The organism is Pseudomonas sp. RP-B7 (genome assembly GCF_059803535.1).
Genome location: NZ_JAPFHC010000008.1, coordinates 90,050 through 110,403, shown reverse-complemented (window position 1 = coordinate 110,403; position 20,354 = coordinate 90,050). Strand labels below are relative to the sequence as shown.

Sequence of the window (20,354 nt, the reverse complement as noted above, 5' to 3'; positions counted from 1 at the left end):
CGAGCACTTAAACGCGCTGCCCAGCCAAAGGGCAACGCAGTTCCATAAAAACAACAGCGAGGTGAAAGCATGTCTGGTAATCGTGGTGTCGTGTATCTCGGCAACGGCAAGGTCGAAGTACAGAAAATCGACTATCCCAAAATGCAGGACCCCCGTGGCAGGAAGATCGAGCATGGCGTCATCCTGCGCGTGGTCTCCACCAACATCTGCGGCTCCGACCAGCACATGGTGCGCGGCCGTACCACCGCCCAGACCGGCCTGGTGCTCGGTCACGAGATCACTGGTGAAGTGATCGAGAAGGGCAGCGACGTCGAGAACCTGAAGATCGGCGACCTGGTTTCCGTCCCCTTCAACGTCGCCTGCGGCCGCTGCCGCTCGTGCAAAGAGCAACACACCGGCGTGTGCCTGACCGTCAACCCGGCGCGTGCCGGGGGGGCCTACGGCTACGTCGACATGGGCGACTGGACCGGCGGCCAGGCCGAATACGTGCTGGTGCCGTACGCCGACTTCAACCTGCTCAAGCTGCCGGACCGCGACAAGGCCATGGAAAAAATCCGCGACCTGACCTGCCTCTCCGACATCCTGCCAACCGGCTACCACGGCGCCGTCACGGCCGGCGTTGGCCCTGGCAGCACCGTGTACATCGCCGGTGCCGGCCCGGTCGGCCTGGCCGCTGCCGCGTCTGCCCGCCTGCTCGGCGCGGCGGTGGTGATCATCGGTGACGTCAACACCATCCGCCTGGCCCACGCCAAGGCCCAGGGTTTTGAAATTGTCGACCTGTCCCAGGACACGCCGCTGCATGAACAGATCGCCGCCTTGCTGGGCGAGCCTGAAGTGGATTGCGCAGTCGACTGCGTGGGCTTCGAAGCCCGTGGTCATGGGCACGACGGCGTCAAGGCGGAAGCCCCGGCCACCGTGCTCAACTCGCTGATGGGCGTGGTGCGCGTGGCGGGCAAGATCGGTATTCCGGGCCTGTACGTCACCGAAGATCCGGGTGCCGTCGACGCCGCCGCGAAAATGGGCAGCCTGAGCATCCGCTTCGGCCTGGGCTGGGCCAAATCCCACAGCTTCCACACCGGCCAGACCCCGGTGATGAAGTACAACCGCGCGCTGATGCAAGCGATCATGTGGGACCGTATCAACATCGCCGAGATCGTCGGTGTGCAGGTCATCAGCCTGGACGACGCGCCAAAAGGCTACGGCGAGTTTGACGCAGGCGTGCCGAAGAAGTTTGTGATCGATCCGCACAAGCTGTTCAGCGCGGCGTAATCGACAGATAAGGGCGACTCAGGGTCGCCCTTATCTCATGGGTCAGTTTTTTATAAACAACCAGCTGATACACATACTGATGAAAGAGATGAAGCTGATCAGGGTGGGTATGACCATCCAGTACTTGAGATGCGCAGGTATTTTTTCGACATCCTCAACACGTACCAAATGCCTCCATTGAAATAGTCTGGGAACTAGAATGATGAGCGCCATGGCGACGAGACGAGAGGGCCGCCCTTCAAAGGGAGCATTACGAAGTGCACTCTTGTGCACGATGATATAGGCGCTGCAGTCCACATAGCGCTCTGCAGCATCGAGTTTTTTGAACATGGCGTAAAAGATCAGCGGGAAGCTAAGTAGCATGATGGCCCCCGAGCAGATGCCGATGTATTCAATGAACATCTAATCCCTCACAGTCTTGAAGAGAAATCTTCCAGTACTTTCCCCCAACTCGCTCCCCACCTTGCCACCGACCAGTCCGCCTGCTGCACCACCTACAACTGCGCATGCCAAGGCGCCGGCGCCTGCCGTCGGTATGCCAAAAACAATCATGCATGCCGCAATTCCGATAGGGGCCCCGAATGTACCTCCCGCAGCAGCACCACCGATGCCAAGTACTAGCTTGCCTCCTTCAACGTACTTTGCCTGGGTGCAGTCTTGCTCACGTCCGGTAGAGCAAGCCTCCGTTATCTCCAACGCCGTTGCTCCTACATCCAGCGCGATACCGATGTAAGTCCCCTTCTTCAGCATTTGCGAGGCCTTGGCTATACGCTTGACCGACTGCTCATACCCCTGGATTTCCCCATGGTGCCAATAGCTCTTACTGGAAATCCCCAGCATCTTTTTAATCGAACCTTCGCGTTTCAACCCTGTGCCCCAGTGCGCAAATCCTGAGAGTTGAATATCAAGCTTCGCAAACAGTTCCCTGCGTTTAAACAAGAACTCATCTCTTGCCGCCAGGGTGCCCTTTCTCAAGTACTGCTTATGCAAATCATCGATGTCCTTGAGCGTTTTCTCGAGCTTTGCCAGGTGATTGCTCCAGGCACCACTGGTGCTGCCAATGCCAAGAGAGGCCAGGGACATGATTACTTGTAGTTGATCGTAGTTTTTGACCAAGAATTGATCGACGGCAGAGTGCGCCAATAACGAGTGTTTGATGTTTTCGGCTGAGCGCATCAATCGCGCTTCTTTTGACGTGCAGGACGCTGTTCGGTTATCTCCGATAATGACCAACTGCCCAGGCAACACCACGGTGTTGCGGATGTGCTGATTGAGGAAATCGAACTTTGTGTGCGTGTGCAGGTTGAGTGACAGGCTTAGTTTGAGCAGTGGATAAGGCTGAGGCCTTTCGTTGATGAATGCGTAGGGTCCTTGCATCGCGTACACCTCCAAGATTGTGGCGCACGACTATAAGAAGGCGCCACAGATGGAGTAAGACGCTAACTGGAGCATGGTTAACGTTTCAGAAGCGGACTACTCAAGTGTCCGCTCGTGCCTACAATGGCAGTGTGGGAAGGATCAGCGATTGGCCAACGCCCCTTGGTACACCGTCGGGCCTGTCGGTTGTTTGCTCACCGAGCCGCCTTTGGTTTCCGAACTCACCATCAGCGTGACCGGCTTCTTGATCGACTCTTGCTGGCGCGGGTTGAGGCCGATGATGCCTTTGCCGTCTTCCGGCAACAGGCCAAGGGACACTGGCACGCCGTCTTCGGGGATTGCCCACAGTTCCAGGCTCTGGTCTGGCGCAGGGGTGGCGGCGGCAATCGGTTGCACTTCCAGGTAGTCCTTGTGGGCCATGATCTGCGCAGCGGGCTGCTGGGTCGTGGTCACCAGGGTCGCGGCGGATTTGACCGAGTCTTGGGTGTAAAGGGCACCGCCGATACCAGCGAGCACCACAAGGCAGGCGCCCACGAACAGACGCGGGCCGTTCCAGAATGAGGGTTTGTGCTCAATCACTTGGGGGTCGATCGTAGTCATAGGTCTCTTCCTGACAAATTTTGTAGTCAACTCATGGACCTTGTGCAGGACGATGGGTTCCTGAACCCATCGCCCGTGATCTTCGCTAAAGTGATGCCAATTTGCCTTGATATAGCACTGGGCCAGTGGGCTGGCCGGTCGGTGAGCCGCCTTGTGGCTCCAGGCTCACGGCCAAGGTCAGTGGCGTGGAGAGCAGGGCTTTTTGTGCGTTGCTCAGCTGGATTTGACCTTTACCCGCTGTGGGTACCAAGCCCAGTGAAATCGGTTTGCCACCGGCGGGAATCGCCCACAGTTGCAGGGCACGCGCCGGTTCCACGGCGGCCAGGGCCAGGGGCTCGACCTGCAGTCGGTCACCCACCGCCTGCACCCGCAATGCCGGTTGCTGGCTGGCGTTGACCAGGGTGGCGTTGTACGTCACGCCTGGATCGCGGGGGTACAGCACGCCCACCAGCAGCGCCGCGCCCAGCACGCAAGCGGCCGCGAGCAAGCGCCAACTGATCCTGAACGCTTTCTTCGCCGGCATATGCAGCACCTGCGGTTCGATGCGCGCCTGGATGCCCGCCCAAACGTGATCCGGCACCGGGTGTTCCGGCAGCTCGCCGGTCAGCGTGGCGAGGGCGTCCTGCCAATGGCCGAGCTCGACCCGCAGCGCGGGATCTTCCAGCAGCAACCCATCAAAGCGCCGACGCGCGGTCGCGGGCATCAGACCGATGGCGTAGTCGGCCGCGAGGGCGCGGCGCAGGGTCGTGGTTTGGTAGTTCATGATTCAAGGCACCTGCGTAGGCGCTCCATGCCGCGACGGATCCAGGATTTGACCGAGCCCAGCGGCGCCGCCATGTGCGCGGCCAGCTCTGCGCACGACAGGCCCTTGAAGTAGGCCACGCTGATCGATTGACGCTGCATGCCGTCAAGGCTGTCGAGGCAGCGGTTCAGTGCATGGGTATCGCGTTCGCGGTCGAGTTGCTCGTGGGCGCTGGGGCCGTCATCGAGCAGGGCGTCCTGCTGGCCGTCGGCCAGGGGTTGCTCGCGGTGTTTGCGCAGTTGGTCGATGGCCAGGTTACGGGTGATGTTGACCATCCACGTCATCGGCGCCGCCAGGTGGGCCTCGTAGCGCGAGGCGTTGTACCAGATCCGCACGAAGGCTTCCTGCAGCACCTCTTCGGCCAGGTCCGGGCGCCCCATGAACCGCAAGGCAACGCCGTGCAAGCGCGGCGAAACACTGCGGTAAAGGGTTTCGAACGCCTGGCGATTGCCCTCGGCACATCGGGCCAGCAAGGCGCACAACGGATCAGCGTCGTTGATCGAAATAAGGCATCTCCAGGCTCGCGAACGAGGTCGAAGGCACTGCGCACGGTAGGCAAAGGGTAGTTCAGCTTGTGCGTTCATTCCATTTCACTCGCGGCGGCGCATGGTGGATATACGCGAGGGCAGGGGATTCGGATGCAGCCTTTTCTGAACTAACCTCCATGTGGGAACAATCCTTCGGGACAGTCAGTCAAACCCATGCTTTCAGCTCTTACATCCAGAGGTTGTTTCAATGAAGATTTCACGCGGTTTCGCCCTTTCCTGCCTGATGACCCTGGCAGCGGGCCCGGTGTTCGCCGCAGGCTTCAGCCTTGGCGATGCAGCCAATGCGATTTCCGGCATGCAAGGTGGCAACAACAAGGCTGCCGCTGCCGCACCGTCGTCCGAGACGGCCGATTTGCTGAGCACACTGACCTCGCAACTGAACATCACCCCCGAGCAAGCCATTGGCGGCACCGGCGCGATGCTCGGCCTGGCCAAGAACAAGCTGAGTGGCAATGACTACTCGCAACTGGGCAACAGCGTGCCGGGCCTGGATCAGCTGTCGGGCAACAATGCCCTGGGCAGCCTCGGCGCCTTGAGCGGGATGCTCGGCCAGGCCGGTGGCAGCAAGACCAGCGGCCTGGACGGCCTGCTGGGTAACGTGAAGAGCACCAACGACCTGAACACCGCGTTCGGCGCCCTGGGTATGGACAGCGGCATGATCGGCCAGTTTGCCCCGGTGATCCTGCAGTTCCTGGGCGGCCAGGGTGCCAACGAATCGTTGCTGGGCAAATTGGCCCAGGCGTGGGGCACCGGCAGCTAAGAACGCTCTGCGCGCAGTTGTTCGATGCGCGCATCCTTCTCGTTCCAGAGCTGGTTCACCCAGTTCTGGACGGTCTGGCGAAACGCCGGATCGTTCTCGTAATCCCCCTGCCACAACGCCGGGTCCAGTTCACGGGTACGGATGTCGATGATCACTTCTGGCACCGCGCCGCTGATCAAATCCCAGAACCCCGGAATCTTTTGCTGTGGATACACCACGGTCACATCGAGGATCGCGTCCAGCTGTTCGCCCATCGCCGCCAGCACGAAGGCCACGCCGCCCGCCTTGGGCTTGAGCAGGCGCCTGAACGGTGAGCCCTGCTGCTGGTGCTTGGCCTCGTTGAAGCGCGTCCCTTCCAGGTAATTGACCACCGTCACCGGCTGGCGCCTGAACAATTCACAGGCCTGTTTGGTGATTTGCAGATCCTGCCCGGCCAGTTCCGGATGCTTGGCCAGGAACGCCTTGCTGTAGCGCTTCATGAACGGGTAATCCAGCGCCCACCAGGCCAGGCCGAGGAACGGCACCCAGATCAGCTCTTTTTTCAGGAAGAACTTGAAGAACGGCGTGCGCCGGTTGAGGGCCTGGATCAGCGCCGGGATGTCCACCCAGGATTGGTGGTTGCTGATCACCAGGTAGGAGGTGTCGCGACGCAGGTCGTCGCCGCCGCGAATATCCCAGCGGGTGGGGATGCAGCGCGCGAAGATCAGTTTGTCGATCTCGGCCCAGGTCTCGGCGATCCACATCACCGCCCAGGACATAGAGTCGCGAGAACGGCCAGGGGCGACCAGCTTGAGCAGGGCAAACACCATCAACGGACCGATCAGGACCAGGGTGTTGAGCAATAGCAGCAGTGTGACCAGACAGCCGGTGAGCAGGCGGCGCATAAGCAACTCTTGGGATCTTGTGGGCGGGCCATGATAAGAGAGCTGAGTCTAGAGACCAAATCGCAAAGTATCGGACGAATGTTTCACAATGTGCCGGGTATGGTTCGGCAGAGCTAACTAAGTGCCGCGCGTGCGGTCTAGAATCCGCCTACTTCTTTCCGAGGACATGCCTTCGTGAAACTTCTATTTGCCTCGCTTGCCCTGGTTGCCTTGCCGGTCATGGCTGCTGAACCGACCCTTTACGGTCGCTACGAATACATCCAGTTGCCGGAGATCGGCCAAACCTTCAAGGCCAAGATGGACACTGGCGCGCTCACCGCTTCGCTGTCGGCCCGTGACATCGAAACCTTCCAGCGCGATGGCGATGACTGGGTGCGTTTCCGCCTCGGCGGCAAGGATGCGTCGGACAAAGTCTACGAGCACAAGGTCGCGCGGATCAGCAAGATCAAGAGCCGCGCCGACGAAGATGACGAGAAGGACGAACCCGCCGTGGCCAAGCGCCCGGTGATCGACCTGGAAATGTGCCTGGGCAACGTCAAGCGCACCGTCGAGGTCAACCTCACCGACCGCAGCAGCTTCAACTACCCGCTGCTGATCGGTGCCAAGGCCCTGCGTGAATTCGGCGCTGCGGTAAACCCGGCCCGTCGTTACACTGCCGACAAACCGGACTGCTGACAGAGCCCCATGCCCCACATCCTGATTGTCGAAGACGAAGCGGCGATAGCCGATACGCTGCTGTTCGCCCTGCAAGGCGAGGGTTTCACCACCACCTGGCTGAGCCTCGGCCAGGAGGCGCTGGCCTATCAGCGCCAGACCCCGGCTGACCTGATCATCCTCGACATCGGCCTGCCGGACATCACCGGCTTTGAAACCTGCAAGCAATTGCGCCGCTTCAGTGAAGTGCCGGTGATGTTCCTCAGTGCCCGTGACGGCGAGATCGATCGGGTGGTGGGTCTGGAAATCGGCGCCGATGATTATGTGGTCAAGCCGTTCAGCCCGCGGGAAGTGGCGGCGCGGGTGCGGGCGATCCTCAAGCGTGTAGGACCCGGTGTTGCGCCGGCGGTGTTTCAGGTGGACCTGGAACGCATGCAGATCAACTATCGCGGCCAGCCCCTGAGCCTGACGCGGCATGAATTCCGTTTGTTGCAAAGCCTGCTGGAACAGCCCGAGCGTGTGTTCAGCCGTGAGCAATTGTTGGACGCGGTCGGCGTGGCCGCGGATGCCGGTTACGAACGCAATATCGACAGCCATATCAAAAGCCTGCGCAGCAAGTTGCGCAGCGTCGCCGCCGAGGCCGAGCCGATCCAGACCCATCGCGGCCTCGGCTACAGCTACAGCCCGAGCCACAGCTGATGCGCCTGGGGCTGCGGATCTTCTTGGTGTACGCGCTGTTTATCGGCCTGACCGGTTATTTCGTGCTCAGCACGGTGATGAAGGAAATCCGCCCCGGCGTGCGTCAGTCCACCGAGGAAACCCTGGTGGACACCGCCAACCTGCTCGCCGAGATCCTGCGCGATGACGTGAAAAACGGCACCCTTGGTCAAAGCCACTGGCCCGAATTGCTCAAGGCCTATGGCAACCGCCAGCCAGGGGCGACCATCTGGGGGCTGCCGAAAAACCAGGTCAACCACCGCATCTACGTGACCGATGCCAAGGGCATCGTGCTGCTCGACTCCACGGGCGAAGCGGTGGGCCAGGATTACTCCAAATGGAACGACGTGTACCTGACCCTGCGCGGCGAGTACGGCGCCCGTTCCACCCGCAGCGCAGCGGATGACGCCGCGTCGTCGGTGATGCACGTCGGTGCGCCGATCCGCGACAACGGCCAGATCATCGGCGTGGTCACCGTGGCCAAGCCCAACAGTTCGTTGCAGCCCTATGTGGACCGCACCGAGCGGCGCTTGCTGTGGTACGGCGCCGGCCTGGTTGTGCTGGGCCTGTTGCTCGGGGCGTTGCTGTCGTGGTGGCTGAGCGTGGCCCTGCGTCGGCTCACGGCCTACGCAGAGGCGGTCAGCGAAGGTCGGCGGGCCGAGTTGCCGCATTACCGTGGCGGCGAGCTCAAGCAGCTGTCCACCGCCGTGGAGCACATGCGCACGCAGTTGGAGGGCAAGGCCTACGTCGAACATTACGTGCACACCCTGACCCACGAACTGAAAAGCCCGCTGGCGGCGATTCGCGGCGCGGCGGAGCTGTTGCAGGGCGACATGAGCCGCGAGCAGCAGCAGCGCTTTGTCGGCAATATCGACAGCGAAAGCGCGCGCTTGCAGCAGTTGATCGAACGCCTGCTGAACCTGGCGCAAGTCGAGCAACGCCAGGGGCTGGAAGAGCAGGCGCAGATTCCGCTGGCGACTATGGTCGAGGACGTGCTCAAGGCCCAATGTGCGCGGATCGAAGGCGCGGGCCTGCATGTCGAGCAACGGATAACGGCGGATGTGAAGGTGTATGGCGAACCCTTCCTGCTGCGCCAGGCCCTCGGCAACCTGCTGGACAACGCCTTGGACTTCACCCCGCCCGGTGGGGTGTTGCGGTTCAGCGCGCAGGTGCAGCACAACGCTGTGCACGTCAGCCTGTTCAACCAGGCCGCACCGATTCCCGACTACGCCCTGCCGCGCCTGAGCGAGCGTTTCTACTCGCTGCCACGCCCGGCCAGCGGGCGCAAAAGCACCGGCCTGGGCCTCAACTTTGTCGAAGAAGTGATGAAGCTGCACGGCGGCGCGTTGCAGATCGGCAATGTGCAAGGTGGGGTGAACGTGGTGCTGCATCTCCACACAGTCTCCACAGTGCCCACATAAATCTCCCACACAGGCTGCCCAGACTCTCCCCATCAAAACAGGGAGAGTCCCATGAACCGCAGTCTGCTTTTCAAACTTGGCGCGATTGCGCTGCTGATGCTGGTGTTGCTGATTCCACTGCTGATGATCAACGGCATCATCGGCGATCGCCAAAACACTCGCGATGCCGTGCTGGATGACATCGCCCGCAGCTCCAGTTACAGCCAGCGTCTGACTGGCCCGTTAATGGTGGTGCCGTACCGCAAGACTGTGCGCGAGTGGAAGCTCAATGAAAAGCTCAACAAACGCTACGAAGTCACCCGTGAAGAGCGCGGCCGTTTGTACTTCCTGCCAGACAGCTTCGAACTCGACGGCAAGGTGCAGACCGAACTGCGCGCCCGTGGCATCTACCAGGCGCGGCTGTTCCATGCCGACAACCGTATCAGCGGGCATTTCGAACTGCCGGCACAACTGGGCATCACCGAAGACTTTGCCGACTACCGCTTTGAACCGGCGTTCCTGGCGGTGGGTATCAGCGATATTCGTGGCATCGAGAACTCGCTGAAACTGGAACTGGGCAGCCAGCGCCTGGACTTCGAACCGGGCTCCCAAGTCGACTGGCTGGGCGAGGGCGTGCACGTGGCGCTGCCGGAGCAGGACAGTAAAAAACCTTATGTCGTGACCTTCGCTTTCGACCTGCGCCTGCAAGGCACCGAACAACTGCAAGTGGTGCCGGTGGGCAAGGTCAGCCAAGTGTCACTCGCCTCCAACTGGCCGCATCCGAGCTTTATCGGCAACTTCCTGCCGGCCCAGCGTGACGTCACCGATCAGGGCTTCAGCGCCAACTGGCAGACCTCATTCTTTTCCACCAACCTTGAGCAGGCGCTGCAAAGTTGCCTGGACGGGCAGGGCTGCAAGGACTTCAACAACCGCAGCTTCGGCGTCAACTTCATCGACCCGGTGGACCAGTACCTCAAGAGCGACCGCGCGATCAAATATGCGCTGCTGTTTATCGCCCTGACTTTTGCCGGCTTCTTTCTGTTTGAAGTGCTCAAGAGCCTGGCAGTGCACCCGGTGCAGTACGCGTTGGTGGGCTTTGCCCTGGCGTTTTTCTACCTGCTGCTGTTGTCGTTGTCCGAGCACATCGGCTTTGCCCTGGCTTACCTGATCTCGGCGAGTGCCTGCGTGTTGTTGATCGGTTTCTACGTGTGCCATGTGCTGCGCAGCGTCAGCCACGGGCTGGGGTTTTCGGCGGGGTTGGCGGCGTTGTATGCCTTGCTCTACGGGCTGTTGAGTGCCGAGGATTACGCGCTGCTGATGGGCTCGCTGTTGCTGTTTGGGTTGCTGGGCACGGTGATGGTGCTGACGCGCAAACTGGATTGGTATGGCGTGGGCAAGCGCAAGGTGGTGGAGCCGTTGCAGTTTGATCTGGGGGCGGTGCAATGATTGGGTTAAGGGAAGATCAGCAGATGAAGGCGAGGCTAGTCAACTTCCTCAACCATGCCACTGGACAATGTGGGAGCGGGCTTGCTCGCGAAAGCGGTGGGTCAGTCAATGAATCCGTTACTGATAGACCGCATTCGCGAGCAAGTCGAATCTTCGCACCGCCGCTCCCACAGGGGAATGTCGGTGGGGGTTAGGCGGGAGGTTGGGTTTCAAGCATCGACGGACGCTGGCTGACCTCGGCGTACCAGGCGGCGAGCTGCGGGTTGTCGAGGCGCCATTGCAGGTCCGGGTGGCGGAAGTCCAGATAACCCAAGGCACACGCCACGCTTATCGCGGCGATGTCGAAATGGCTGGCCAACTCGGCAATCGCTTCGGCTTCCAACTCGGCGACACTGCGGCGGATCTTGTTGCGCTGCTCATCCAGCCACTGGTCCCAGTGCTTCTGCACCGGGCGCATCGCGGTCTCGTAGCGCACCAGCACGGCGGCATCCATGATGCCGTCGGCCATCGAGGCGAGGGTCAGGCGGCGCCAGCGGGCGGAGCCGTCGCGGGGGATCAGCGGGTTGCCGACGTGCTGGTGGTCGAGGTAATCGAGGATCACCCGGCTGTCGTGCAGCATCGAACCGTCGGCCAGGCGCAGGGCCGGGATCTTGCCCACGGGGTTGCCTTGCACCACTTGCAGGTCGGGCTGGACCGGCGTCGGCAGGGTGGCTTGCAGCGCCACGCGGTCCTGTTGGCCGGTTTCGATCAGCAGCACGCGGACCTTGCGCACGAAAGGGGAAGCGGGGTTGTGGAACAGGGTCATGGTGGGCATGGGCATTCCTCAAGATGGCAGCGGCTAGCCTAGAGGCATTTGTGGTGTTTTTGAAGGCCTCTTCGCGAGCAAGCCCGCTCCCACATTTGACCCCATTTTGTCAGGCGGATCGCGGTCGAATGTGGGAGCGGGCGTGCTCGCGAAAGCGCCATCAGCTACGCCGCTTAAACAACCCCCAAGTGCCAAGCGCCGCTGGCACCCCCAACCCCACCCAACTCAACGCATCCCACCACCCATCCCCCAGCAACGCCGCAAACAACCCGGCCGCACTGAGCAAACCAATCCCCAGCGGAATCCCGAACACTTTCCAGAAACTCGACTGCCTTGGCTTCATGTCTTACGCCTGACGATCCACAGATAAACCCCACTGCCCAGCACGATGATGGTCAGCACATCCAGCACAGCCCACAAAATCTTCATCGGCATGCCGCCATAGTCGCCAAAGTGCAGCGGTTGGGACATGCCCATGGCGTCCATGTACCACGGCCGCTCGGCGATGGCAGTGACGGCCAGGGTGCTGGCGTCGATCAATACCGGCGTGAGCAGGTGCGAGGTCAGGTGAGTGCTGCCTTTCATGAACACCGCGTAGTGGTGCTCGCTGGAAAAGCGCGTGCCGGGGAAGGCGATAAAGTCTGGCTGCATGCCCGGTGCGGCCTTGGCGGCGATGGTCAGCAAGTCCGTTGCCGGGGCGCGCTGGGTCAAGGGCGGGGCGTTTTTGTAGGGTTCGATCATGGCGCCGAGGCTGTCCTGGCGCCAGGCGGCGATGATCAGGTCGGCGCAGGCGCTGATCACGCCGGTGACGCCGACCACCAGGGCCCAGGTCAGGGTCACCACGCCGAGCAGGTTATGCAGGTCGAGCCAGCGCAGGCGCGTGGATTTGTCCTGGCGCACGGTGGCGAACTTCAAGCGGCGCATGAACGGCAGGTACAACACCGTGCCCGAGATGATCGCCAGCACAAACAGAATGCCCATGAACGCCAGCAGCAACTTGCCCGGCAGCCCGGCGAACATATCCACATGCAGACGCAGCAGAAACAGGGTGAAGCCGCCATTTGCCGACGGCATCTGCACCGCATCGCCCGTACGCGCATCCAGCATGAAGGTGTGCGACGAATTGGGTTCGGTACCGGCAGTGGCGGCCATGATCGCGATCACACCGTTCGGGTCGTCCTCGTCCCAGGCCAGGTACTGCATGGCCTCGCCGGGGCGATGGGCCTGGGCCTTTGCCACCAGTTGCTCCAGGTTGAGTTGCGGCGTGTCGGCGGGCATCTGCGCCAATTGCGGCTCGCTGCCCAGCAGGTGATCGATCTCGTGATGGAACACCAGCGGCAGGCCGGTGAGGGCGAGCAGCAGCAGGAATACGGTGCAGATCAGGCTGGTCCAGGTGTGGACGAAGGACCAGCGGCGGATGGTGGTGCTTTTCATTTTCCAGCCTTCAGACATGCCGAGGCCGCCCACTGGGGGCGGCCCGGCTGTTAACTCAGCCGATCACCACTGGTAGGTGGCGCTGGCAACGACGCTGCGTTGGTCACCGAAGTAGCAATAGTTGGCGTCGCAGGTCGACAGGTAGTCCTTGTTGAACAAGTTGGTGGCGTTGAGCTTCACCGATGCGCCCTTGAGGGCGTTGTCCAGGCGGCTGAGGTCGTAATGCACCGAACCGTCGAACACGGTGTAGGCGTTGGCCTTGCCCAGCCAGGTGTTGGCCTGGTCGCCATAGGTGTTGCCGGTATAACGCGCGCCAAAGCCGACGCCGAAACCATCGAGTGGGCCGGTGTGCCACGTGTAGTCAGTCCACAGCGAGGCTTGCTGGTTGGGCATCAAGGTCAGGCGGTTGCCTTTGTAGATGCCTTTTTGCACCTCGGACTTGGCCAGGGTGTAAGCGGCGATGACCTTGAGGTTCTCGGTCACGTCAGACACGGCTTCCAGCTCCAGGCCCTTGACCTTCACTTCGCCGGTCTGGCTGTTGATCTGCTGGTTGCCAGCGCCAAGGGTGGTCACTTGCACGTTCTTCTGGGTCAGATCGTAGACCGCCGCCGTCAGCAGCGTGTTGGAACCGGGCGGCTGATACTTGACGCCCATTTCCCACTGTTTGCCTTCGGTCGGTTTGAAGGTCTTGGCCGCACTGGTATCGGCGTTGCTCGCCGGTTGGAACGATTCGGCGTAGGACAAGTACGGTACGAAGCCGGAATCGAACACATAGCTCAGCGCTGCGTTGCCGCTGAAGTGTTTGATGCGGTCGGTGTTGGTCGCATCGCTGTCGTTGAAGTAAGTGGTGGCCTGATGCACCCAGTCTTCGCGCCCGCCCAGGGTCAGGCGCCATTTGTCCAGGGCCATCTGGTCCTGTACGTAGAGGCCGGTCTGCACGGTTTTCTGGTTGTAGTCGTAGAACGGCCGGACGTCGGTCGGGCGCACCGTCGGCGTGGTATTGACCGGGTTGAAGATGTTGATACCCGAAGCGGTGCCGTAAATCGCGCGGTAGGACGTATCGGTACGCTGGTGGTCCAGGCCCAGCAGCAAGGTGTGGATCACGTCGCCAGTGGCGAAGTCGGCCTGGAAGTTGTTGTCCACCGCAAACTGGCCGATGTTCTCGTCCACATTGGTGGTCGAACGGCTGATATTGCCCGCGGCATCCGCCGGCGAATAGGCATAGGAGCCCACAGTCAATTGCTGGAACGATAATTCCGACTTGGTGTAGCGCAGGTTCTGCTTGAACTGCCACGTATCGTTGAAACGGTGTTCGAAGGCATAACCCAGCGCGTAGTAGGTACGGTCGTAGAACTCGTAGTCCGGGTCGCCCAGGTTCTTGTGATGGGACACTTCGCCCAGCGGCGATTTGATCTTGGTGCCCTGGATCGGCATGAACTGGCTGGTGGTGCCGGTATCGTCGCGGGTGAACTGCGAGAGCAAGGTCAGCTTGGTGTCGGGGTCGACGTTCCAGGTCAGGCTGGGGGCGATGTTGTAGCGCTTGTTATCGATATGATCGACCTGAGTGCCGGCATCGCGCACCACGCCGCTGAGGCCGTAGAGGAACTGGCCTTCATCGTCGATCTTGCCGGTGCTGGCGAAGTTGATCTGGCGGTAGTTGTCGCTGCCGTATTGCACTTGGACGGCATGGCTCGATTCTTCGCTGGGACGGCGGCTGACCATGTCCAGGAGGCCTCCCGGTGGCGTCTGGCCGTACACCGACGACGCGGGGCCGCGCAGCAGGGCGAGGCGGTCGAGGTTCCAGGTCTCGGCCTTCGGGTTGGCGTAGACGCCGCGCGGCAGTGGCAGGCCGTCGAGGAACTGGGTCGGTTCGAAGCCGCGTACGCGCATCCAGTCGTAGCGGGTGTCGCTGCCGTAGCTCGCGGAGACGATACCGGGCATGTATTTGACCGCGTCATCCAGGTTCTGCACGTTGCGGTCTTGCATCTGCTGGCGGGTGGCGACGGAAATCGAGCGCGGCGCCTCGACCAGAGCGGTATCGGTCTTGGTCCCGGCAGCGGTGCGCGTTGCGACATACCCGTCCACCGGGCCCCAGGCGCTTTCATAGCTGCCTTGGCCAATGATATTGGTCTGCGGCAACGCCACTACACCCTCCGGGATTGCCACCAGCGTGTACGTGCCCGCGCTGCTCTGTTCCAACTGCAAGCCCGTGCCGCGCAGGGCTTCGCGCAGTGCGCCCGGTGCATCGAACTGGCCTTTGACCGGGGCCGAGGTCTTGCCGGCGGCGAGCGCCGGGTTGAGGGTCAGGGCCAGGCCCGCTTGGCTGGCGATCTGGTTCAGGGTGGCCGCCAGGGGCGCCGCCGGCAGGTTGTAGGCACGCACGCTGGAGGCCTGTTCGGCGGCGATCAGCAAGGGGCTGGCCAGCGGGGTACCGAGGGCGATGGCCACGGCTAACAGGCTGGGGCGCAGCAGGGTGTCTAGCGTGCGGGACATGGGGCGGCTCCTGAATGGAAATATTTCTCAATTGCCTAGGTGCCGAACGAGAATCGAAAAGTGATAGGGCTGGGTGTAATTATTTTTTTGCGCTGTTCTTGGGGGCCTCTTCGCGAGCAAGCCCGCTCCCACACTTGACCGCATTCGTTCAGGTAGAACGCGGTCGAATGTGGGAGCGGGCTTGCTCGCGAAAGCAATCGGCCAGGCACTACAGAACCTAAGGCTTGGCGCTGACAGTCACCCACCACGGCGTATGCTGCTCGATCTGAACCGGCAAAGTCGGCAACAGCGCATTCAACGCCAGGGTTGTGTCATGCAGCGGGAAGCTGCCGGTGATCCGCAGGTCGGCCACATTGTTATCCACGCCCAGGTGCCCGGTGCGATAACGGCTGAGTTCCTCGATCACATCCCCCAGGCGTGCGTTGTCCACCACCAGCATGCCGCGCGTCCAGGCGTCGGTAGCCGGGGTGACGGTCAGCGTCGGGCCCAGCCCGTCGCTGCGCATCAGCACTTGCTGGCCTTCCTTGAACACCTGTTCGTGCGGCGACGTTTCGGGCTGGGCGCCGACGGCCGATTGCAGCACGCTCAAGCGCGTGGCGTGGTCTTCGCGCTTGACGATAAACCGCGTGCCCAGTGCGCGCAGGCTGCCGTCGCGGGTCTGCACATAGAACGGCCGCGCGTCGTTGTGGCCGGTTTCGACGAGGATTTCGCCGTCCTGCAACACAATCAGCCGGCGCTTTTCATCGAAGCGTACGTCGATGGCGCTGTGGGTGTTGAGGTTGATCAGCGTGCCGTCCGGCAACTTCAGCGTGCGCTGCTCGCCAGTGGCGGTGCGTTGGTCGGCCAGCCAATAGTGGATCGGTACGTAGCGCTCGCCGGCGAACAACGCCAGGCCGATGACCAGCGCGATGCTTGCCAGCCCGCTGCCGAGCTTGCGCACCCGCTGGCGAATGCCCTCGCGGGACTGCAACAACGCCACCCGCGCCGGGCCCGAGGCGGCGCTGAAACGCTGGTCGAGCATGCCCAACTGGCGCCAGGCGCGGGCGTGTTCTTCGTCGCTGGCCAGCCATTTGTCGAACTCTTCGCGCTCAACCGCGCTGCCGTCGCCGGAATCGAGGGACAGTTGCCAGGCAATCGCCGCGTCCAGCACGCGGGACGACACCGGTTTGGAGCTGATCGTGTTCACTGCGGCTCGCCATACAGCGCGATGTAGCACTGGCGAATGCCCTGGGCCAGGTATTGGCGCACGCGAGGCACCGACACGCCAAGGCGCTGGGCGATTTCGGCGTGGCCGAGGCCGTCGAGGCGGTTATACAGGAAGGCGGCGCGGGCCTTGCTCGACAGCTTGCCGAGCAGGCGGTCGATGGCCTTGAGGTCTTCGAGGATCAGTTGCTGTTCTTCCGGGGAGGGATGTTCGCTCTCCGGGATCAGCATCAGTTCGGTGAGGTAGGCCTGTTCCAGTGCGGCGCGGCGGAAGTAGTCGAACAACAGGCCCTTGGCGATGGCCACCAGGAACGCCCGTGGTTCGCGGGGTTCGCGCAACTCGTCGCGGCCGAGCAGGCGCATGAAGGTGTCCTGGCTCAGGTCTTCGGCGCGGCTCGGGCAGGCTACGTTGCGTCGCAGCCAGGCCAGCAGCCAGCCGCGATGGTCGCGATACAACGCGCCAACAAGCTCACTGCGTGGGGTCTGGATCGACGACAAGGATCACCTGGCAAACAAAACGTTTAAACTAACGAGAATTATTCGCGATTGTGTCAGAGCCGTAGGGTGGACGCAATTGGCGTCTGTCGGGTGGTGCCACTAAAACGATGGCGCTTGTTTACGCCGTTTCCATTGGCTCAAACGCTCTTGCAGGGCGTGGGGCGTGTCGATGAACTGCTGGCGCGCACGGCTGAACAAGATGAGCATCAACTCGGCTGTGGCCAGGGCGTCGGCGCTGGCGTGGTGGCGTTCGCCGACCTGCAAATTGAAGTGGCTGATCCAGTCGTCCAGCCCGGCCTCGCGGATATGCGCTTCGGGGCACAGCAGCGGGGCGATGTCGGCCACGTCGAGGAACGGGTGGGTCAGGCGGTAACCCAGGCTGTCCTTGAGCGCCCGGCACAGCATGTGTTGATCGAATGGCGCGTGGAACGCGAGCAACGGGCTGTCGCCGACAAACGCCATGAAATCCAGCAGCGCTTCGACCGGATCACTGCCAGCGGCAATTGCACTGGGGCCAAGGCCGTGGATCAACACGCTGGGGCTGAGTTTGGTCTCGGCCCGTTGCAGGGTGCGTTCAAACATCTGCGAGAAATCCACCGCACCGTCTTCGATCACCACCGCCCCGATGGATAGCACCTGATCACGGTTGAGGTTCAGGCCGCTGGTTTCCAGGTCTACGACCACCCAGCGTTGCGTGCGCAACGTGTTATTGCCCAGCGTCGCGGGCTCTGGCAGTTGCGCCAGGCGTTGTAGTTGCGCGCTGTCGAGGCCAGGCTTTTTCGCACGCAGCCAACTGAACAAACTCACAGCTGATACCGCAACGTCAGGCTGCTTTGCAGGCGTTGGGCCTGGCGCAGGGATTCGCGCAGGATGCGTCGGTCCAGGTGGTTGAGGCTGTCGGGGTCGACGCGGTTGGAATATGCCTGGTTTTCCCGCGTCTGCAACTGGTGCTGCTGCATGCGGGTCTGCTGGATGAAGTGGTATGCCTCCTCATAGGCGGCGCCGTCCAGCGGCTCGATGATTTCCTTGAGCACCAGTTGGCGCAGGCGCTCCAGGGTGTTGTTGGCGTGGATGCCATTGGCCAGGGCCAGCAGGCGCGCACCGTCGACGAAAGGCGTGAGGCCCTGCACCTTGAGATCCAGCATGGCCTTTTCGCCACCTTTGCGTGTGAGCACAAAGTCGCGGAAACGTCCTACGGGCGGACGCTGGCGCAAGGCGTTCTCGGCCAGCATGCGTTGGAACAGCCGGTTATCCCCAACCTGATCGAGAATGCCCTGGCGCAGTTGTTCACAGCCGCGTTCATCGCCCCACACCACGCGCAGGTCGAAGTAAATACTGGAACCGAGCAGATTCTCCGGGGTCGCCTCGCGGATAAACGCCGCGAAACGCCGCGCCCATTCGGCCCGCGACAGGCACAGCTCGGGGTTGCCGGCCATGATATTGCCCTTGCACAGGCTGAAGCCGCACAGCGCCAGGCTCTGGTTGATCTGCTGCGCCAACGGCAACAGTTGCGCGCGGATCTGCGCGGCTTCGGCGGCGTCCTTGGCCTCGAACAGGATGCCGTTGTCCTGGTCGGTATACAGCGTCTGTTCGCGGCGGCCTTCGCTGCCAAAACACAGCCAACTGAACGGCACGCCGGGGTCGCCTCTTTCGGCCAGGGTCAGTTCGATCACCCGGCACACGGTGTGATCGTTGAGCAGGGTAATGATGTGGGTGATCTGGGTGGACGACGCGCCATGGGCCAGCATGCGCTCGACCAACTGGCCGATCTCGCCGCGAATCGCCACCAGGTTGTCGACCCGGGGCGCGTTGCGGATGGTGCGGGCCAGGTGCACCAGGTCTACCCGTTGCAGGGAAAACAGGTCGCGCTCGGATACCACGCCACACAGGCGTTGCTCCTTGACCAGGCAGACGTGGGCGATATGTCGCTCGGTCATGGCGATGGCGGCGTCGAATGCACTGTGGTCTGGCGTCAGATAGAACGGCGCCTGGGTCATATGGCGTTCGATGGCCTGGTTGAAATCACTGGTGCCGTCGGCCACCACCTGACGCAGGTCGCGCAGGGTGAAAATCCCCAGCGGCGCCTTGTGCTCGTCGATGATCACGATGCTGCCGACCTGCTGCTCGTGCATCAGCGTCACCGCTTCGCGCAGCGGCGTGGTGGGGCTGCATGTCACCGGGTGGCGCATGGCCAACTCGCCGAGGCGGGTGTTCAGGGAGTATTGGGTGCCGAGGGTTTCCACGGCTTTTTGCTGGACTTGCTGGTTGACCTGATCCAGCAGACTGCTCACGCCGCGTAGGGCAAAGTCGCGAAACGGGCTGGAAAGGGCGAACAGTTTGATGAACGCCGGTTTGTTCAGCTGTAGGCAGAAGGTGTCTTCGGCGGCTTTATGCTCGGTGCGGGTAGCCCGTTCACCCAGCAGGGCAGCGAGGGGGAAGCATTCGCCGGTGGTGATTTCGAAGGTGGTTTCGGCTGAATCCGGGCGTTCGCCGACCACGCGGCCTTGCTTGACGATGTAAAAGTGTTCGACGGGCCCACCCGACGGCTTGAGGATGCTCTCGCCGGGGCCGAAGAAGCGCAGTTGGCATTGCTCCACCAGGAACGCCAGGTGGGCGTTTTCCATCTGGTTGAACGGCGGGAAGCGCTGCAGGAACTGCAAGGTGCCGTGGATATTCTGTAGTACGGCAGTTTTCCCCGCCTGGGCGAAGGCATCAGCTTTACTCATGACAGTGACCGCATTTTTTTGTCGTTATCGGTCTGCATGGTCGACTCCTGCGCTGCGGGTGCCCATTGGACGTAAGTCTAGGTCGATACAAACGGCATAAACCTAGGGCGAAACCTTAGATGAAGATCGTGCAAAACCCGTAGAACGCCCACTAGGCAAACTTTCCGACGAAGTGCACATTGTTCGCCCTTCCGCAGATGTCTGACGAGTGTGCTGGGAGATTGATGAGAACTGCTGAGAACCGTATGTCCGATCACGATATTTTGAGCGATGCCGAGCGCGAGGCGCTGAGCGCCGTGATGCTGGAGCCTGATTTACCGCCGCAACGGGTGTTGATCGTCGATGATGACAAGGACGCCCGTGAACTGCTGGCGGAAATCCTCGGGCTGGACGGCATTCGCTGCATGACTGCCGAGAGTGGCGAGGCGGCGTGGGCATTGTTGCAGTCCAGCGGTTCCATAGGTCTGCTCATCACCGATCTGCGCATGGCGCCTAGCAACGGTTTGGAACTGATCCGCAAGGTGCGCGAGTCCACGCGGGCGGCGTTGCCGATCATCATCATGTCGGGAGACGCGGAAGCGTTGGATGTGATCGATGCGATGCATTTGAGTGTGGTGGACTTCTTGCTCAAGCCGATTGATAGCGTGAAGTTGGCGAAACTGGTGAAGCGGGAGTTGGGGATGGTGCCCTGATTTTGTGGCAGCTTTGTGGGCCGCATCGGGGCAAGCTCCCTCCCAC

The 20,354-nt window shown here is 61.8% G+C and carries 21 protein-coding genes; 7 read left to right on the top strand and 14 right to left on the bottom strand.

The genetic code is table 11. The features are described 5' to 3' along the window. The first annotated feature begins 69 nt into the window (after positions 1 to 69). Positions 70 to 1,269, top strand: a complete 1,200-nt coding sequence (gene fdhA, locus OPU96_RS10260) for a formaldehyde dehydrogenase, glutathione-independent (protein ID WP_192299859.1) — start codon at positions 70 to 72, stop codon at positions 1,267 to 1,269. A gap of 42 nt (positions 1,270 to 1,311) precedes the next feature. Here fdhA and OPU96_RS10255 read toward each other — a convergent pair whose 3' ends face one another. The 5 genes from OPU96_RS10255 to OPU96_RS10235 all read right to left on the bottom strand — a co-directional run bounded on the left by OPU96_RS10255 (position 1,312) and on the right by OPU96_RS10235 (position 4,632). Further along, a complete protein-coding gene (locus OPU96_RS10255; RefSeq protein ID WP_498559043.1) occupies positions 1,312 to 1,671 on the bottom strand; it encodes a hypothetical protein in 360 nt (119 codons plus the stop codon). Further along, positions 1,672 to 2,646, bottom strand: coding sequence for a hypothetical protein (locus OPU96_RS10250; RefSeq protein WP_498559042.1), 975 nt, complete (start codon positions 2,644 to 2,646; stop codon positions 1,672 to 1,674). 141 nt (positions 2,647 to 2,787) lie between these two features. Beyond that, entirely contained in the window at positions 2,788 to 3,246 is a 459-nt protein-coding gene (locus OPU96_RS10245) for an anti-sigma factor (protein WP_226454495.1), read from the bottom strand. Positions 3,247 to 3,331: 85 nt separating this feature from the next. Further along, positions 3,332 to 4,009 carry an anti-sigma factor gene (locus OPU96_RS10240; RefSeq protein WP_498559041.1) on the bottom strand — a complete coding sequence of 226 codons (678 nt, stop codon included), beginning with the start codon at positions 4,007 to 4,009 and terminating at the stop codon, positions 3,332 to 3,334. Beyond that, the gene (locus tag OPU96_RS10235; protein ID WP_498559040.1) at positions 4,006 to 4,632 is read right to left on the bottom strand and encodes an RNA polymerase sigma factor; all 627 of its coding nucleotides are present in this window, start codon (positions 4,630 to 4,632) and stop codon (positions 4,006 to 4,008) included. Before OPU96_RS10235 ends, OPU96_RS10240 begins: the two co-directional genes overlap by 4 nt. 151 nt (positions 4,633 to 4,783) lie before the next feature. On the opposite strand from OPU96_RS10235, the gene OPU96_RS10230 reads away from it, so the two are divergent. After that, on the top strand, positions 4,784 to 5,356 hold the full coding sequence (locus OPU96_RS10230) for a DUF2780 domain-containing protein (protein WP_192299855.1): 573 nt from the start codon (positions 4,784 to 4,786) through the stop codon (positions 5,354 to 5,356). Here OPU96_RS10230 and yihG read toward each other — a convergent pair. Continuing rightward, a complete protein-coding gene (gene yihG / locus OPU96_RS10225; RefSeq protein WP_498559039.1) occupies positions 5,353 to 6,240 on the bottom strand; it encodes a 1-acylglycerol-3-phosphate O-acyltransferase, YihG family in 888 nt (295 codons plus the stop codon). The genes OPU96_RS10230 and yihG overlap by 4 nt on opposite strands. 174 nt (positions 6,241 to 6,414) lie before the next feature. On the opposite strand from yihG, the gene rloA2 reads away from it, so the two are divergent. From rloA2 to creD, 4 genes are read left to right on the top strand one after another with little or no spacing between them, the layout of a single operon-like run. Continuing rightward, positions 6,415 to 6,915: a retropepsin-like aspartic peptidase RloA2 gene (gene rloA2, locus OPU96_RS10220; RefSeq protein WP_192299853.1), complete on the top strand. Its 501-nt coding sequence runs from the start codon at positions 6,415 to 6,417 to the stop codon at positions 6,913 to 6,915. Between the two features lie 9 nt (positions 6,916 to 6,924). Continuing rightward, a complete protein-coding gene (gene creB / locus OPU96_RS10215) occupies positions 6,925 to 7,593 on the top strand; it encodes a two-component system response regulator CreB (RefSeq protein ID WP_226454490.1) in 669 nt (222 codons plus the stop codon). After that, on the top strand, positions 7,593 to 9,032 hold the full coding sequence (gene creC, locus OPU96_RS10210) for a two-component system sensor histidine kinase CreC (RefSeq protein ID WP_305391652.1): 1,440 nt from the start codon (positions 7,593 to 7,595) through the stop codon (positions 9,030 to 9,032). Before creB ends, creC begins: the two co-directional genes overlap by 1 nt. A gap of 51 nt (positions 9,033 to 9,083) precedes the next feature. Next, a complete protein-coding gene (gene creD / locus OPU96_RS10205) occupies positions 9,084 to 10,457 on the top strand; it encodes a cell envelope integrity protein CreD (RefSeq protein ID WP_305391651.1) in 1,374 nt (457 codons plus the stop codon). 190 nt (positions 10,458 to 10,647) lie between these two features. On the opposite strand, the gene OPU96_RS10200 is transcribed toward creD, so the two are convergent. The 8 genes from OPU96_RS10200 to OPU96_RS10165 form a co-directional block, all read right to left on the bottom strand. Continuing rightward, a complete protein-coding gene (locus tag OPU96_RS10200; RefSeq protein ID WP_226454488.1) occupies positions 10,648 to 11,277 on the bottom strand; it encodes a glutathione S-transferase N-terminal domain-containing protein in 630 nt (209 codons plus the stop codon). 145 nt (positions 11,278 to 11,422) lie between these two features. Beyond that, a complete protein-coding gene (locus OPU96_RS10195; protein WP_305391649.1) occupies positions 11,423 to 11,605 on the bottom strand; it encodes a hypothetical protein in 183 nt (60 codons plus the stop codon). Next, the gene (locus OPU96_RS10190; RefSeq protein ID WP_498559038.1) at positions 11,602 to 12,696 is read right to left on the bottom strand and encodes a PepSY-associated TM helix domain-containing protein; all 1,095 of its coding nucleotides are present in this window, start codon (positions 12,694 to 12,696) and stop codon (positions 11,602 to 11,604) included. Before OPU96_RS10190 ends, OPU96_RS10195 begins: the two co-directional genes overlap by 4 nt. 63 nt (positions 12,697 to 12,759) lie before the next feature. Next, positions 12,760 to 15,189, bottom strand: a complete 2,430-nt coding sequence (locus OPU96_RS10185; protein WP_498559037.1) for a TonB-dependent siderophore receptor — start codon at positions 15,187 to 15,189, stop codon at positions 12,760 to 12,762. A gap of 217 nt (positions 15,190 to 15,406) precedes the next feature. Beyond that, positions 15,407 to 16,375, bottom strand: a complete 969-nt coding sequence (locus OPU96_RS10180) for a FecR domain-containing protein (protein WP_498559036.1) — start codon at positions 16,373 to 16,375, stop codon at positions 15,407 to 15,409. Further along, on the bottom strand, positions 16,372 to 16,890 hold the full coding sequence (locus tag OPU96_RS10175; RefSeq protein WP_226454483.1) for an RNA polymerase sigma factor: 519 nt from the start codon (positions 16,888 to 16,890) through the stop codon (positions 16,372 to 16,374). The genes OPU96_RS10180 and OPU96_RS10175 overlap by 4 nt, the downstream gene beginning before the upstream one ends. A gap of 99 nt (positions 16,891 to 16,989) precedes the next feature. After that, positions 16,990 to 17,697, bottom strand: coding sequence for a 3'-5' exonuclease (locus tag OPU96_RS10170; RefSeq protein WP_305391646.1), 708 nt, complete (start codon positions 17,695 to 17,697; stop codon positions 16,990 to 16,992). Then, positions 17,694 to 19,616: a putative nucleotidyltransferase substrate binding domain-containing protein gene (locus OPU96_RS10165; protein WP_305391645.1), complete on the bottom strand. Its 1,923-nt coding sequence runs from the start codon at positions 19,614 to 19,616 to the stop codon at positions 17,694 to 17,696. Before OPU96_RS10165 ends, OPU96_RS10170 begins: the two co-directional genes overlap by 4 nt. 245 nt (positions 19,617 to 19,861) lie before the next feature. Between OPU96_RS10165 and OPU96_RS10160 the strand changes: the two genes are divergently transcribed. Beyond that, a complete protein-coding gene (locus OPU96_RS10160) occupies positions 19,862 to 20,308 on the top strand; it encodes a response regulator (protein WP_305391644.1) in 447 nt (148 codons plus the stop codon). Positions 20,309 to 20,354: the final 46 nt, after the last annotated feature.